Genomic DNA, 15,510 nt, shown 5'->3' on the forward strand with positions numbered 1-15,510 from the left:
CCCGGGAAGCATGGAGAAACAAGGCTGAATGCATTACACATATATTGTGGATACTTTATTGTTTTCTTTGGCGATAGTTTTTTCTTCTGCTCTTGCTTCTATAGTAACACGAGCCCTGTGTCGACGGCACCGGAGCGCACCAATGAAGGGGGCTGAGCATGGCAGGGATTTGTCTCCTGCATCCGAGTACAGCCCCTTCAGAGATTTCCTGGATCCCCAATCCCTTCAGCACATAACCAGAGTATTTTCTCTGCCTCTAAAAACGCTTGTTGGTCTGTCCGATGAGCTCAGGGAATCAGTTCGCCGTGGAAGGCGTGAAGATCTTGTTCATGATCTTCGTCAGTCAGCAAACTATCTTTTGCAGACACTGAATGAGCTTAAAGAGTTGTCTGTGTTATCAAGTGGAGAAGTTGTTCTGCGCCCGGAAACATTTAATGTGAGTGAGGAGTTCGAGCGGCTTGTAGCTTTGTTCCGCTGGCAGCTGAGCAAAGGCGGTATTGAAGCCCTGTTCACCAACCATGGTAAAAAATTGCCACTCATCAGGATTGATTCGTTGAGGCTCCGTCAGATTATTTTGTGTCTGCTCGCAAATGCTGCGCAATTCACTGAACAAGGAAGAATCACTTTGTATGCAGAGTGGATCGGTAATAACGGGACTGGCGATCTGCTGGTGTTTGTTGAGGATACAGGCCCGGGTATACCCGAGGAATACAGACAGAGCATTTTTCTTCCGTTTTTCTCCATACCCGATGGGAGAGGCGGAGCGGGTCTCGGTCTTTCTATCGTACATCGTCTGCTTGTACAGATGGGCGGGGAAATCTCTCTGGAGAGTGAAGTCAGCAAAGGCAGCCGGTTTACTCTGCGTTTTCGTGGTCTGGAAGTCGTCGATTCTGGTGAAAGCAGTAGTAAGGCTGAGCAGGTAGAGGAAATAATTGAGTCGACTGAGACCGGGGGGGCTGAACAGACTGCTTTGCGCGAGGCTTCTGCAAACAGATTTTCTCCGGATGCAGTGCTCTTTCGAGCATCGAAAGTCCTGCGTGAACGTGGTTTCCCGGAGGAAATAGCAAAATGGGCCAGGCAGAAATTGCAGGACAAAGATTATTGCTTTCTGAACAGTTCAAGCGCTGTTGCCGAGCTCGCAGCGGCAGCTGAGAGTTTCGATCCGAAAGCCATTGAATCAGCGTGGGAAAGTCTGGAGGCTGCATGCAGGACAGAAGAGTAGATGATCCCTTCAGGATTCTGATAGTTGATGATGAATCCATAAATGTACAGATTGCAGCACGCCTTCTGCAGAAAGAGGGCTTGCTGGTCTCATATGCCCTGAATGCAATTCAGGCTCTTCAGCGTATAGAAGCAGTACAGTTTGACCTTTTCCTCGTGGATATAATGATGCCGGAGATGGATGGAATCAGTCTCTGCCGTACTATTCAGCAGATGCCTGATCAGCGTGATGTTCCCCTTTTATTTCTGACAGCTCTGGACAAGCAGGGCACTATTGTTGAAGCCTTTCAGGCTGGTGCAGTTGATTATATTGTAAAACCTTTCTACGGACCTGAACTGGTACAGCGCGTGCTGGCACATCTGAGAATTCGTGATCTTCAGAAGCGTCTTGAGTCTCAAATGAATGAAACAAGTCTTCAGATGCTCAGAAGTGTACAGGCAGAGGATGAGTTGCGGAAGAGTCAGATCGAGCTTTCGGAAGCCAATCGGGTTCTGGCAAACTGGGCACATAGGGATCCCCTGACTGGACTCTGGAATCGTCGGAAAGCATGGGAATTGATGTTATACGAAGCAGACCGCAGTGACCGGAACAAATGGTCAACCGGCCTCATAATGATCGATCTGGATCATTTCAAGATAGTAAACGATACGCATGGCCATAGTATCGGGGATGAAATTCTCAAGCAGGTCAGCGCATTGATTCTGGAATCAGTACGTGGTCAGGATACGGTAATCCGCTGGGGGGGTGAGGAGTTTCTGGTTATTCTACCGGAGACAGTCAGTAAAGGTGCCCTTACAGTAGCTGAAAAACTTCGTACTATCGCTGAGGACACCGTGTGGCGGGAAAGCAGCGTGCTTGTTACTTTCTCTCTTGGAGTGTCTATAAGAAACTCCGGGCAGAGTTGGGACAGCGCAATCAAGGAGGCGGATGATGCGCTGTACCTGGCCAAGGAAACCGGCCGCAACCGGGTAGAGGCGGCCGTGTCCTGTTTGTAGTTCAGATTCTTTATATGTACCTCATTCAGGCAGTTGTCTGAAAGCTCCCTGATCTGCGCTGCTTGCAAGACTGGCATAAATTTTCAGAGCCTTGCTTACCTGCCGCTCACGGTTCAGTGGTGTATAAGCTCTGGAGCCGCGAGCAGCCTGAGCCTCGTGGCGTTTCTGTAGTTCTTCCTCGCTGACCTTCATTTCGATCCGTCGTCCGGGAATATCGATCTCTATGACATCACCATTCTCCACCAGAGCGATCGCACCGCCGGCAGCCGCTTCGGGACTGGCATGACCGATCGAAAGCCCGCTTGTGCCTCCGGAAAACCTGCCATCGGTAAGTAGTGCACATTCCTTGCCGAGACCGAGAGATTTCAGATAGCTGGTCGGATACAGCATTTCCTGCATACCGGGTCCACCTTTTGGACCCTCATATCGGATAATTACCACATCACCGGCTTGTATCTGTTCATTCAGAATAGCATGAACAGCATCATCCTGGCTTTCATAGACCTTTGCATTGCCGGTGAAACGAAAAATACTGGGGTCAACTCCAGCTGTCTTGACGATACAGCCGTTCACTGCAAGATTTCCAAAAAGAACTGCAAGACCTCCGTCAGCATAATATGCCTTTTCTACGCGGCGGATACATCCTGCATCGCGGTCGAGATCAAGATCCTTGAAGCGTGCATTCTGGCTTCCCAATGTCAGGTTACGGTAACCTCCCGGCGCAGCCCGATAGAATTCTTCAGCTTCAGGCTTCACTTTTCCGTCTGCGATATCCCAGGCGTCGAGTGCATCCTGCAGAGTCGGGAAATCAACCCTGAAGACACTGGTGTCGATCAGTCCTGCTCTGTTCATTTCTCCTAGAATTCCCATTATACCGCCGGCCCTGTGGACATCCTGGATATGGTAGTCAGCGTTCGGGCTGACTTTACACAGGCAGGGGATTCTGCGTGAAAGCTGATCAATGTCCTTCATACTGAAATCCACCTCAGCTTCCCGGGCTATGGCAAGCAGATGCAGAATAGTGTTGGTGCTTCCTCCCATTGCAATATCCAGGCTCATTGCATTCATGAATGCGGATCTGCTTGCTATGGAGCGGGGTAGTACGGAAGTATTGTCATTATCGTAGTACTCGCGGGCCAGATCTACAATGCGACTGGCTGCTTTCTCGAAGAGTAAGCGTCGCTCCTCATGTGTTGCCAGAACCGTACCGTTTCCGGGAAGAGCCAGACCGAGTGCTTCATTCAGACAGTTCATTGAATTGGCCGTGAACATACCCGAGCAGCTTCCGCAGGTCGGGCAGGCATTTTCCTCAACCTCTGCCAGGGTCTCATCATCTACATTTCTGTCTGCAGCCATAACCATAGCATCGACCAGATCATATTTTTTATCGCCAACTACTCCAGCTTCCATGGGCCCGCCGGAGACAAAAATAGTAGGTATATTGAGCCGCATAGCTGCGAGCAGCATGCCTGGAGTGATCTTGTCGCAATTGGAAATACAGACCAGTGCATCTGCACAGTGGGCGTTCACCATGTACTCAATGCTGTCAGCAATCAAATCGCGGCTGGGAAGACTGTACAACATTCCGCCATGTCCCATTGCAATACCGTCATCAACTGCAATGGTGTCAAATTCAGCCGCAAAGCAGCCCTGATCCTCAATAAGTTTTTTTACTTCCTGTCCGATATCATGCAGATGGGCATGACCGGGTACGAATTGGGTGAATGAGTTTGCAATGGCAATAATCGGTTTGCCGAACTGTTCTTTCTGCATTCCATTGGCCCGCCATAAACTGCGGGCTCCAGCCATATTTCGACCGGCTGTGTTGGTAAGGCTTCGTAAAGCGGGCATTGTATCCTCCATAAATTGTACTCTGCGTGCTTCTATGTATAGCAGACAGCCATTGATGCGTAAAGTGAAATTAAGTCATCGAATTGGTGAAGAATACGCAATAAAAACGGACTGCAGCTGACTTCGGCCGAATCTCTATCTGTCGGCATATTCCAGGCTGATTTTCTCGAATTCCGCTTTTACCATGTCGAAGACCTCGACTATTGCCGGGTCAAAATGTGTTCCTGAACTGGACAGAATAATTCTGCAGCTCTCTTCATGGCTGAATGCAGGTTTATATACCCGCTTGCTTCTGAGTGCATCATAAACATCTGCGACTGCCATAATTCGGCCTTCCAGTGGAATTTCGATTCCTGACAAAGCATCCGGATATCCGCTTCCATCCCATTTTTCATGATGTGATCTGGTCAGAGCGACGCCGACCTCCAGAAATGAGTTCTCCCGGTAATGTTCCTTGACGGCCTGTAGATTTTCAGACCCGATTATTGTATGCCTCTTGATTATTTCAAATTCAGCTTCTGTCAATTTTCCCGGTTTGAGCAGAATACTGTCGGGAATTGCAACCTTGCCGATATCATGCAGTGGAGCTGCATGATACAGATTGTGAATAAATATATTGTCAATCAAATCATGGAATCCGGAAATCTCCGACATTTTTTCTGCAAGTACCCTGGTGTATTTCTGCACCCGCTCCACATGTTTGCCGGTATCGTTGTCTCGAAATTCAGCAAGTTTGGCAAGTGCAAAAATAGTCGATAGATGAGAATCGTGGATCTCCCTGATTTTCTCAGCTACCATTTCCTCGAGTTTGCTGTTGTGCTGCTCCAGCTTTTTTCTCAGCAGCTGCTGCTGTAGATGTGTTTCCACGCGCGCTCTGACTTCCTCGAACTGGAAAGGTTTTGTTATATAATCCTGACCACCAGCAGCAAATGCCCTTACCTTGTCATCGGTATCCGATAAAGCGCTGATAAACAGTATGGGTATCCGGCATAGTAAGGAATCAGATTTCAGCTCCTGACTGACTTCGAGTCCACTCATGCCGGGCATATTGATGTCCAGCAAAATTAGATCCGGAACTGATTTTTGAGCTGCATCCAATGCTTCAGGTCCGTTACTGAATGTCTGGACCTGGTATCCTGTATCTTCAAGAAACAGTGATAGGACTTTCAGGTTAATAGGATTATCATCCACTATCATAATCGTGGATTCTTCAGATTGGTCCATAACCAGTATGTCATCCATATCCGGTTCGCTCACGGGAGGCTCCTTTCGTTAATTGATGATAACATGGATCGCAGACTGTTTGTATGCTATAATTATAACATCATGGAGGTAAAAAATGAAATCAAGATGTATAATGGCTCTGATTCTTGTGCTTCTGCCTGCCTCTATCAGTGCAGGTGTAGGGATTGGTGCGGCTGTCTTTTCAGACACACCGATACTGGCTGCAGAGGATGTATCCGATGCTCTGGACGGCACCTTTACATTCGGGGCTAACGGTAGAATCAAGTTTGATCGATTAAATCTGGATGCACTGGCTCTCTATGCCATGGAAGAGCGTAGCATAGATCTGTATCTTACTGCCCAGCTTTCCTACGATTTCCTGATTTTCAGATTATCGGGAGGTATCGGACCTGCTCTGCGTTTCGCGCTTTCAGAATCCAGTCCTGTGGACGAAATGACCATAGACTGGCTCAATGCAAAATTTGATCTGGATCTGCTGCTTGGCCGCATTTCAACAGGATTGAGTTTCCAGTATCTCGTACCAAGCCGGAATGACCGGGCTGTAGATTTTTCCAGCGCCAGGGGAAGAATCGGTGCCTCGCTGATTCTCTGGTAGTCTGCGTTTACAGATCTGGCTGCCCACAAAATATTCTTCAATCTTTCCACTTTTAGTTGCATGCTGGAATTTATTTTTCTCCTGAATTACAGTATTATAAGTGCAAGGTGGCAGCGTGACAAAGGTTTTAGTTGTAGATGATGAAAGAACAACAGTCTCGGTTATTAAAAAAGCACTTGAAAGTAGCGGCTATGAGGTCATTGCTTTCACGGATCCGCGAGCAGCCGTAGATGCTTTCAGGCAGGAGAAAACGGATCTGGTAATCTCTGACTATTTTATGCCCCGGATGAGTGGTGCTGAGTTTCTGGCGGAACTGCGCAGCTATAGTGCCGACTGTCCGTTTATATTTCTAACCGGTAATTCTGATCTGCAGCTTGCAATCGAACTGGTGAAAAGCGGTGCAGATGATTATATAACCAAGCCGATTGTAGTTGAAGAACTTGTGTTCAGGGTTGAAAAATGTATTGAGGATGTACGCAGACGCAGGCTCCTGGCGCAGATTCAGCAGGAGCGCGAGCTTATCAAACTTGAAAATCATAAACTTGTGAACTGGCGGCAGCTCTATGCAAGCAAGGATATACGTCAGACAGAGCAGATGATAAGACAACTGAGTCAGGCAATCAATCAGGCAGGAGGATATCTCTGGCTGGATCTCCTGAAATCAGAAATTGGTGAGTCCAGTGGAAAGAATTACTGTATCAGCCCTGAAGTTGCCGAAATGGTGCTGGAAACCGCAGCTTCCCAGAAGCAGATATTCGATTATATTACATTTATTGGTGACATAGATCATATCGATCTAAATATAGGTGATTTCAAAATTGCCGATTTGATGAGTGAGATTGTATCGTTTTGTCGGGAAGAGATGGAAGGATGTCTGAATTCTTACAACAGAGGTATTGCAGTCGGTGTACCCGGATCCGTACCAGCAGGAAGAGTAAGAATCGACAAGGCGTATCTCAAGAAAATTCTTCATGAGCTTCTGGTAAATTCGATCAAGTTCTCACCGGATGAAAGCCGGATTGTGCTTAGTATTGATGTGGTTTCAGGTTTACATGAACCCCGTCTGGAGATTACGATCCAGAATGTAGCTAAGGAAAGTGATGCTCTGGATACTGCTGGTAACAAAATTTTCGGAATTCCTTATGACTACTCAGAAATGGTTTTCGATCTGTTTTACACAATCGACCAGTATCCTGTGGAAATTCCTGAGGAGGAGTGGAAAAATGGAACCGGTTTGTATGTAGCCCGGAAACTTTTAAAAAGGCAGGGAGCCTGGATCAGAACCGGAAATGGTACGGATCATACCGGTGATAGCCCAACACCAGTTGTTCGTGTCACAATAACCATCCCTCTGCTGAAATAGCGCAGGGATGTTGAACGAAAAGGAGACGAGTTTGGCCAGTAAAATTTTGATAATTGATGATTCTGCAACAATGCGTCAGATGATACAGATCATTCTGAAAGGTGCCGGACATGAAGTCGTGCAGGCGAATGATGGGCCTTCCGGCCTCGCAGCACTGGATAGCAGTTTTAATCTTGTTATAACAGATTACAATATGCCTGGTATGAATGGTGTGGAGGTTGTCAGAAATATTCGCACTGGGACTGTTCACCCGAATGTGCCTGTGCTGATGGTTACTACAGAAAGTGAAGCTGCCAAAAAACAGGCTGGAAAGGATGCCGGTGCGACAGGCTGGGTGACCAAACCGTTCCAGAAAGAGCAGCTGCTTGGTGTCATTGATAAGGTGCTCGAAAAAACCGAATTCTGATGAGCTGTTCAGTGAATTCCAGGGGAGATTATGGTCCAGATCAAAAAAAACAGTGCAAGAAGCAAGCGGATAGAAGTCTCCTTCAGCGGGCGCCTGGTATTTTCTGAAATCAGGGATATTTATGAAAAACTGGCCGGTCTGATCAGTTTGGATAAGGAGCTCCGGATCGACCTTGATAAAATCGATGGGATAGACCTTGCGGGGTATCAGTTGTTACTGTCCCTGTCCCGGACAATTAGCGAAGAAAAAATCCCCTGTGTCGTTAAATCGGGCAGCTGTGCTGAAAGGCTATCCAGAATGAGTGAGTTTACTGGCTTGCCCAAACCTTTTGGGGCACTGGAAACCGAGGAACAATGAGTATTGAAACCGATCCCCTGGATATCTTTCGTGAAGAAGCTTCAGAAATACTCACGGAACTCGAGCAGAGTCTTATAAACCTTGAGCAGAATGCAGATGACAGAAATCAGATTGATTCCGCATTCCGGAATCTGCATACCCTGAAAGGGGCCGCCTCAATGTTTGGTTTCCAGGGCCTGGTGGACCTCACACATGTGCTTGAAGCGCTTTTTGAGCAGGTTCGTGATTCCGGTGAAGCCGTTCCATCTGCGATCGTAAATGTTGCCTTGCAGTCACGGGACGAAATATCTCGACTTGTGCAGGCTGCTCTCGACGGAGATGCGGAACTCCCTGATCCGGAAATCATTAAATCTATCAAACAGCTGCAGACTGCTGATGCCAGTGCTGAAAGCAGTGGTCTGATCGGCGGTGAGGCAGATTACTCAAAGGGGGAGACGGTATCGCAGCCCGGAACCTATCGTATTACCTATGCTCCCAATATCGATGTGTTGAGACATGGAGGCGATCCTCTGTCACTCATTCGCGAGTTGAAGGAACTGGGTTCGGTTCTTGTTATCGGTTTCTGCCAGGATATACCGGCTTTTTCTGAACTGGATCCTGAATCCTGCTATGTAGGTTGGGAAATACTGCTCACGACAGATAAGCCGGAAGACAGCATACGCGATGTGTTTCTGTTTGCACAGGATTCAAGGCGTCTGGATATCCGTCTGATCGATGCCGATGATTTTTCCGACAGCAATACATCATATAAACGCCTTGGAGAAATTCTCGTTGACCGCGGAGATATTGATGTGGATCAGCTCGAAGCGGTTATGCAGGGGCACCAGCATTTTGGCCAGGTTCTGCTGGATAAAGGCTACATTACCGGTGAGCGGCTTGAATCAGCCCTTGAGGAACAACAGTATGTCCGGAAAATCCGGGAGTCGCGTCAGAAAGTCGAACTGTCGTCAACGATCAAGGTGAAAACCGAGAAACTGAGCAGTCTGGTAAACCTTGTTGGTGAGCTTGGTACATTGCATGCCAGGCTCGGGATAATTTCCAGTCACAGGGAAGATGAGGATCTGTTCACTGTGACTGAACAACTGGAGTCCATGCTCAGACAACTTCGGGAGCTGGCCATGGATATGCACATGGTGCCGATTGGATTGCTGTTCAGTGGGTTCCGCCGCCTGGTGAGAGATCTAACAGCAGAGCTCCATAAAGAAGTCGATTTTATTCTTGAGGGAACCGAGGCAGAGCTGGATAAAAATGTGCTCGAACGGCTTAAGGACCCTTTACTGCATATAATCAGAAATTCAATTGATCACGGTATCGAGTCTCCCGATGTGCGTCGAGCTGCCGGAAAATCTCCGACCGGACAGCTTACAATGCGAGCTCAATATTCCGGTGCATCGGTGCTGATTGAAGTCATTGACGACGGTGCCGGTCTGAATGCCGGAAAGATTCGGGCTAAGGCTGTGGAGCGGGGACTTATCCCTGCGGATCAGGAATTGAGCATGGAAGAGATCTACAATCTGATTTTCGAGCCGGGCTTTTCGACTGCGGAGGTAGCTACAAATGTAAGCGGCAGGGGAGTAGGAATGGATGTAGTACGAAGTAACCTGGAATCGATTTCAGGTTCAGTACAGATTCATTCAGAGCCTGGTAAGGGCAGCCGTATTGCTCTTCGGATACCTCTCACCCTGGCCATTATTGAGGGCTTGTTGGCTCCGGTCGCCGAACAGAAATATCTGGTTAATTTGGCTAATGTAGTGGAATGTGTGGATCTGGCTGACTACAATATAGACATTGATGCAGGCCTTGTGACATACCGTGGTTCGAAACTTCCGATACTGAATATTGCACGGCAGTTCGGTTTTTCCGGGCAGGCAAAATCGCTGTATATGCTTGTTGTTACGAATGGGCAGAAGAAGATAGGTTTGGCTATTGATGATGTGCCGCTGTCTTTTCAGGGGGTGGTCAAGCCTCTCGGGAAATTGTTTGCAAGACACGACGGCTTTACCGGGGCGGTCATGCTTGGTGATGGCACTCCGGCATTGGTACTCGATGTCGAGCGGCTGTTTCGATAGCTGCAGAATATAACAGTAGGGAGCACATGAACAGATTCCTCCGCCTTGTATTACTTCTATTCTGTCTGTCATCTCCTGTAGTGAGTATTCAGGCACAAAACGTGGTTCGGCTCGGGCCGGATGACCGTAAAATTGATATTTCCGGACACACTGTGTACATGATTGACAGGGGCGGCGAGCTGGATATCAGCAAAGTTCGGGCATTGTCCGAAAGATCAGGGTTCCGGGAACTGACGGATCGGCCTTCATTCAATTTCGGATATACGAAAGATGTATATTGGCTCCGCCTGTCAGTAGAGGATACTACAGAAGGAAAACGAAGCTGGCTTCTGGAAATTCCGAATTTCTTTCTGGATGATGTCAGGCTTTATGGTCCTGATGCTGAATTCGTTTCCGGTTATCAGCTGCCGATTGATCAACGGCCGGTGCAGCATCGCAACATCCAGTTTCAGATCAGCCCGAACTCCGGTGTGCCGAGTGAATATTTCCTGCGTGTGGAATCTTCCTCTACAATGAATATACCCTTACACATTGTTGAACAGACTTTCTCTATACAGGACAGCCAGATACGAGCGATCAGATCCGGTTTTTTCTACGGAATAATTTTCGTTATGATACTGTATAATGCAATTTTTTATGTCCTGGTGAGGCAGAGAGCACTTTTGTATTATGTGCTTGCTGTAGGCAGTTATTTTCTGTATATGCTTGGCATTCATGGGGTGGCCTATACATATCTCTCGGCTTACAGCATGTTTCTGTTTACAGGGCATATGAACAATTTTGTTCCTTTTCTGGGAGCGTCAGGTATGTTCTGGGGGGTTCAGTTCACCCGGGCTTTTCTTGATACCAGGATATTCGCAGTTAAAATCGATAAGGCATTGCATTATCTACTGTTCCCGGTCGGTATTTTCGCTGCAGCAGCCTTACTGGCACCTTACCCGATAGTTGCTCTAATCGGTAATTCTGTAGCAGTTATCTGGGTTTCAGCCATATTGCTGACAGGTATTTTAATGGCACTCAAAGGAACCCGTTCTTCCAGGATTTTTATTCTGATTCATGGAGTGCTTGTTATAGGGGTCTCGCTTCATTCACTCAGGGCACTGGGACTTCTGTCACACAGTTTCCTTACAGTTCATGGTAATCAGATCGGCTTTGCATTGAGTTCTATAATTCTAGCAGTAGGTCTTGCCAGGGGGCTTCAGCTCGGCATGGAGAAAAAAATCGCCGAGCGCACACTGACAATACAGCGGCAGAAACGGGATCTTCTGGTAGCCAAGCAGCAGGCAGAATCTGCGAGCAAGGCCAAATCGGATTTCCTTGCAAATATGAGTCATGAGATCAGAACACCACTGCAGGGTGTGATCGGATTTACCGAACTCCTGCAGAGTACAGAACTGGATGATCGTCAACGCAGGTTTCTACAACATGCCTCCGAGAGTGCTCAGACACTCATGGAAATTGTTGGTGATATTCTGGATTTTTCCAAGATAGAGGCCGGAAAACTGGATCTGGAATTACTGCGGACCGATCTTGCGGAGCTTGCAGGACAGATTCTGGAAATTATACGACCCCGTGCCGTCAACAAGGGGCTGGAGCTGCAGATGCGAATTCAGCCGGATCTACCTGATATAGTAATAATCGATCCTATCCGCCTCAAGCAGATTCTTCTTAACCTGCTTCAGAATGCTGTCAAGTTCACTGAGTCTGGTGAAGTTGAGCTTGATATCAGTTTCCAGCCCCGGACTGACAACACCGGTCATTTTCTGTTTGCGATTCATGATACTGGCATTGGAATCAGCCCGGAGGACAGGGCCAGATTGTTTCAGGCTTTCACCCAGGCAGATACATCCACAACACGGAGATATGGGGGGACCGGCCTGGGCCTGGCGATTTCAGCAAGACTGGCGGAACAGATGGGTGGTGAAATCGATGTCCACAGTACGGTAGGGGAAGGTTCGACTTTTATTCTTTCGATAGATGCTGAATATGATCCTGAGGGAGTAAGCCGCATAGGCATTGCTGCAGAAAGCCCTGCTGAAGCTATTAATGAAATCGAGAATCGATCCGTTGTAGTAGCTGATGATGATCAAAACAGCAGGCTGCTGATCAGGGAACTGTTCAGCAGAATTTCAGAAAAAATTGAAATCCATGAAGCTGTGAATGGGCAGGAGGTACTTGATATTATTAATGAGCATGATGTACATCTGATACTTATGGATGTACAGATGCCGATTATGGACGGACTGACTGCATCAAGAGAAATAAGGTCAGATTTCAGCCACAGGTTCAGTGAAGTGCCTATCGTAGCATTGACTGCCCGTGCCCAGAATATCGACCGCGAGGAGTGTCTGAGAGCAGGGATGAATGATTTCTTATCCAAACCAATTCGTTTCAAGCAGCTCAGGCAGATATTTCAGAAATATTACCAGGTATAATTTATGAAAATGAGAGATTCAATCCGCCGTTTTGTCCGCAGGTCAACTGATCCTAATTTGATTGTCCGGTATTCAGGGCGGCAGACGATTATTAAATACGCAAAGAACTTTTTCTCCTTCTATAGCATATTATACCACAGTATGGTCATCTCCTTTTGCAAAATGCTTACCCCGCGACCGGCGGTATTCCTGTACCGTAGTATGCTTCATATGAAAATTGGCAACAATGTCGGGCTGGTCAACGGACTTGAGCTGGACAGAATCCATCCTTCCCTGATTGAGATTGAAGACGATGTTATCATTGGCTGGAAGGCAACGATTATGTCGCATGAATTCACCCATACCAGATTGAGGTTTGCCAGGGTGTTAATCAAGAAAGGTGCCTTGATAGGTGCTCATTCAGTAATCCGCTGCGGAGTCACGATTGGTGAGCATGCTATTGTTGCAATGTGTTCCTACGTTACGAGTGATATTCCCGCGAATCAGGTATGGGGAGGTAATCCGGCTCGATATATACGCGATGTTACGGAGGATGACCTGCGGGTGCATCCAGACGACCATGCTCATAGATCGGATGCCGGGGACTGACATCCAATCTATGTAAAAGCAACAGCTATAGTTTTCGCATTCCCGGCAGTCGCTGTACAGCCGAGAGGAAGGCGGGGATTGCATCCAGCGTCTTGGCTGGAGTTATTTCACCTGCTTCAGCAATTGTAAACAGGCGCGCCTTGTGTTGTGCCGCGAGAACTGCATCCACGTTATCCAGAGCTAACTCGTTTCCTTGATTTCCGGGTACAGCATATCCACTGTCATCTGACCAATATGCTTCGTGCAGCTGATACAGACTCTCCAGAAGATCCCTGCTCCTGTAAAGCCTGACTCCTACATTACTCCAGCCTTTCTCTTCACTTGTTGTTTTTCCGGTTAGTTTAGCATGGTGAAAGGCAAGCGGCAGACCTTGATCATTCGTTTCGATTGTGTAGGCAGGTTTCTGTACCATGGCAGCAGGCAGCAAAAGTCCGGTGTTGTTGCCTGTCGAGTCCAGTGCTGCAAGCAGCAGGAGGCTGTCACTGATCGTGTTTCTGTTGTTGGCGTCACCACCGAAATTGCAGATTACATAGTCATAGTCTTTCCAGAAATCTGCGGCCTGTAGTGCCGCTGCGCCGTGTCCCAGAGGGGAGCCCAGGAACAGTTCCTGTCGCTGGAATTGGTAGCTATCTGAATCAAAGCCAAGCGGCTCCAGGATCTCTGCTTCAATTTCCTGCTCGTAACCACTGGTCATGATCAGATGGCTGCCCAAACCCTGTACGGCATACAGGCTGTAGGCAGCAACAGGGAGCTTCTTTTTATTGCAGATAGTTTCCGGTAATAGATTTCGGACCGGGAACAGGCCACGGGGCTTGCTGACATCAAAGTTGACGGCGTCTTCATCGTTTTCCGCAGCTTCAATGGATTTTACCCAGCGGCTTCCGGAACCTGCCAGTAATGTCAGTACTGCAGTTCGTTTTTTGAGCATAGCGAGGGCAGTTTCGGCAGATCCACCGAGAATTGCGGCGGCGTCTGCCCGGATTCGGTCACGATGCAGCGATGCTTCACTATAATTGCTGCTGGTATACTGCTCTATAGTTTTCATAGAAGTCCTACTGTATTCTATCCGCATATTTTTCGACAATGAAGTCGATATCCTTATCGCCCCTGCCGCTGAGATTGACCAGAATTGATTGTCTCGGCTTATCTTTTGCCAGCTTGAAAGCATACGCAATTGCATGAGCGCTTTCCAGGGCAGGAATTATTCCTTCCTTCCGACTGAGTTCGAAAAAAGCATCGACACATTCATCATCACTGACCGATGTGTATTGTACTTTACCCTGATCCTTCAGCATGGAGTGCTCTGGACCCACTCCTGGATAATCCAGTCCGCTTGCAATCGAGTAGACAGGCGCTGGTTCCTGATTATCATCCTGAAGGAGATAGCATTTAAAACCATGAATAATGCCTGGTTTTCCGAATGTCATAGTAGCAGCATGGTCACCGGTTTTTTCTGAACGGCCCATTGGCTCAACACCATACAGGCTGCAATCCGGAATATCCAGAAATCCTGAAAAGATACCCATCGCATTACTGCCACCGCCTACACATGCGACTATATTATCCGGGTTCTCACCAGTCATTTCGTGAAACTGTTCCCGGGCTTCGATTCCAACTACACGCTGGAAATCACGTACCATCATCGGGAAGGGGTGTGGCCCAACTACAGATCCAATACAGTAAATGGAGGTTATCGGATCCTGCAGATAGGACTGGAAAGCTGAATCGACTGCTTCCTTCAGAGTTTTTAATCCGAAGCCAACCGGTACAACTTTTGCACCGAGAATCTGCATTCTAACGACGTTTGGGTGTTCCTTGGCAATATCTACCTCACCCATATGGATTTCGCATTCGAGACCGAAGTACGCAGCTGCGGTCGCAAGGGCGACACCATGCTGGCCTGCACCGGTTTCAGCTATCAGCTTCTTTTTCCCCATGTATTTGGCAAGCAGTGCTTCACCCATACAGTGATTGAGCTTGTGGGCTCCGGTGTGATTTAAATCTTCCCGTTTGAGATATATGCGTCCCCCGAGCTCATCCGAGAGTGTTCTGGCGTAATATACAGGGGTCGGTCTTCCCTGAAAATGCTTACGGATGCTACGGAGCTCGGAAATAAATTGATGTGACTTGCTGATTGAATAGTAGGCATCGGTAATTCTGTCCATTTCCTGCTGCAGCTCTGGAGGAATATAACTCCCTCCGAATTCTCCAAAATTGCCTTTTTCATCCGGCACGGTTTTAAAATAATCTGGATTTTGTGTCATAAGATTTGATCTCCTCTCGTCACTATTGTAGGTGAGATGCCGGGTTTTGAACAGAGAGAATTTCTTCCTTGTTGACATTGGTCTACATGCTAACGATACTGTATCAGGGAGAATAAAATA

General features: G+C 47.7%; 13 protein-coding genes. 9 read left to right on the forward strand and 4 right to left on the reverse strand.

Features of this window, described 5'->3' with window-relative positions:
• Positions 1 to 28: 28 nt before the first annotated feature.
• Together ACYQ2L_RS03470 and ACYQ2L_RS03475 are read left to right on the forward strand one after the other, a co-directional pair.
• On the forward strand, positions 29 to 1,222 hold the full coding sequence (locus tag ACYQ2L_RS03470) for a sensor histidine kinase (RefSeq protein ID WP_460051080.1): 1,194 nt from the start codon (positions 29 to 31) through the stop codon (positions 1,220 to 1,222).
• Positions 1,204 to 2,217: a GGDEF domain-containing response regulator gene (locus ACYQ2L_RS03475; RefSeq protein ID WP_460051082.1), complete on the forward strand. Its 1,014-nt coding sequence runs from the start codon at positions 1,204 to 1,206 to the stop codon at positions 2,215 to 2,217. Before ACYQ2L_RS03470 ends, ACYQ2L_RS03475 begins: the two co-directional genes overlap by 19 nt.
• A 21-nt stretch (positions 2,218 to 2,238) precedes the next feature.
• Here the strand turns inward: ACYQ2L_RS03475 and ilvD are convergent, their stop codons facing one another.
• Both ilvD and ACYQ2L_RS03485 read right to left on the reverse strand, forming a co-directional pair.
• Positions 2,239 to 4,068, reverse strand: coding sequence for a dihydroxy-acid dehydratase (ilvD, locus tag ACYQ2L_RS03480; protein WP_460051084.1), 1,830 nt, complete (start codon positions 4,066 to 4,068; stop codon positions 2,239 to 2,241).
• A 135-nt stretch (positions 4,069 to 4,203) separates the two neighbouring features.
• Positions 4,204 to 5,325 carry a response regulator gene (locus ACYQ2L_RS03485; RefSeq protein ID WP_460051086.1) on the reverse strand — a complete coding sequence of 374 codons (1,122 nt, stop codon included), beginning with the start codon at positions 5,323 to 5,325 and terminating at the stop codon, positions 4,204 to 4,206.
• Between the two features lie 82 nt (positions 5,326 to 5,407).
• On the opposite strand from ACYQ2L_RS03485, the gene ACYQ2L_RS03490 reads away from it, so the two are divergent.
• From ACYQ2L_RS03490 to ACYQ2L_RS03520, 7 genes are all read left to right on the forward strand, one after another.
• Positions 5,408 to 5,908, forward strand: coding sequence for a hypothetical protein (locus ACYQ2L_RS03490; protein WP_460051088.1), 501 nt, complete (start codon positions 5,408 to 5,410; stop codon positions 5,906 to 5,908).
• A 115-nt stretch (positions 5,909 to 6,023) separates the two neighbouring features.
• Positions 6,024 to 7,271, forward strand: coding sequence for an ATP-binding response regulator (locus ACYQ2L_RS03495; protein ID WP_460051091.1), 1,248 nt, complete (start codon positions 6,024 to 6,026; stop codon positions 7,269 to 7,271).
• 31 nt (positions 7,272 to 7,302) lie between these two features.
• Positions 7,303 to 7,677: a response regulator gene (locus tag ACYQ2L_RS03500; protein ID WP_460051093.1), complete on the forward strand. Its 375-nt coding sequence runs from the start codon at positions 7,303 to 7,305 to the stop codon at positions 7,675 to 7,677.
• Between the two features lie 30 nt (positions 7,678 to 7,707).
• Complete coding sequence (locus ACYQ2L_RS03505; RefSeq protein WP_460051095.1) at positions 7,708 to 8,034, forward strand: STAS domain-containing protein; 327 nt, start codon at positions 7,708 to 7,710, stop codon at positions 8,032 to 8,034.
• The gene (locus ACYQ2L_RS03510) at positions 8,031 to 10,103 is read left to right on the forward strand and encodes a chemotaxis protein CheA (RefSeq protein WP_460051097.1); all 2,073 of its coding nucleotides are present in this window, start codon (positions 8,031 to 8,033) and stop codon (positions 10,101 to 10,103) included. The genes ACYQ2L_RS03505 and ACYQ2L_RS03510 overlap by 4 nt, the downstream gene beginning before the upstream one ends.
• Positions 10,104 to 10,129: 26 nt before the next feature.
• Complete coding sequence (locus ACYQ2L_RS03515) at positions 10,130 to 12,538, forward strand: hybrid sensor histidine kinase/response regulator (protein ID WP_460051099.1); 2,409 nt, start codon at positions 10,130 to 10,132, stop codon at positions 12,536 to 12,538.
• Between the two features lie 210 nt (positions 12,539 to 12,748).
• Positions 12,749 to 13,126, forward strand: coding sequence for an acyltransferase (locus ACYQ2L_RS03520; RefSeq protein WP_460051102.1), 378 nt, complete (start codon positions 12,749 to 12,751; stop codon positions 13,124 to 13,126).
• Positions 13,127 to 13,151: 25 nt separating this feature from the next.
• Here the strand turns inward: ACYQ2L_RS03520 and ACYQ2L_RS03525 are convergent, their stop codons facing one another.
• Positions 13,152 to 14,171, reverse strand: coding sequence for a hypothetical protein (locus ACYQ2L_RS03525; RefSeq protein ID WP_460051104.1), 1,020 nt, complete (start codon positions 14,169 to 14,171; stop codon positions 13,152 to 13,154).
• Between the two features lie 7 nt (positions 14,172 to 14,178).
• Positions 14,179 to 15,390 (reverse strand): tryptophan synthase subunit beta, encoded by a 1,212-nt coding sequence (trpB, locus tag ACYQ2L_RS03530; protein ID WP_460051106.1) that lies wholly within the window; start codon positions 15,388 to 15,390, stop codon positions 14,179 to 14,181.
• Positions 15,391 to 15,510 lie beyond the last annotated feature (120 nt).

This window comes from Spirochaeta dissipatitropha (genome assembly GCF_054657935.1).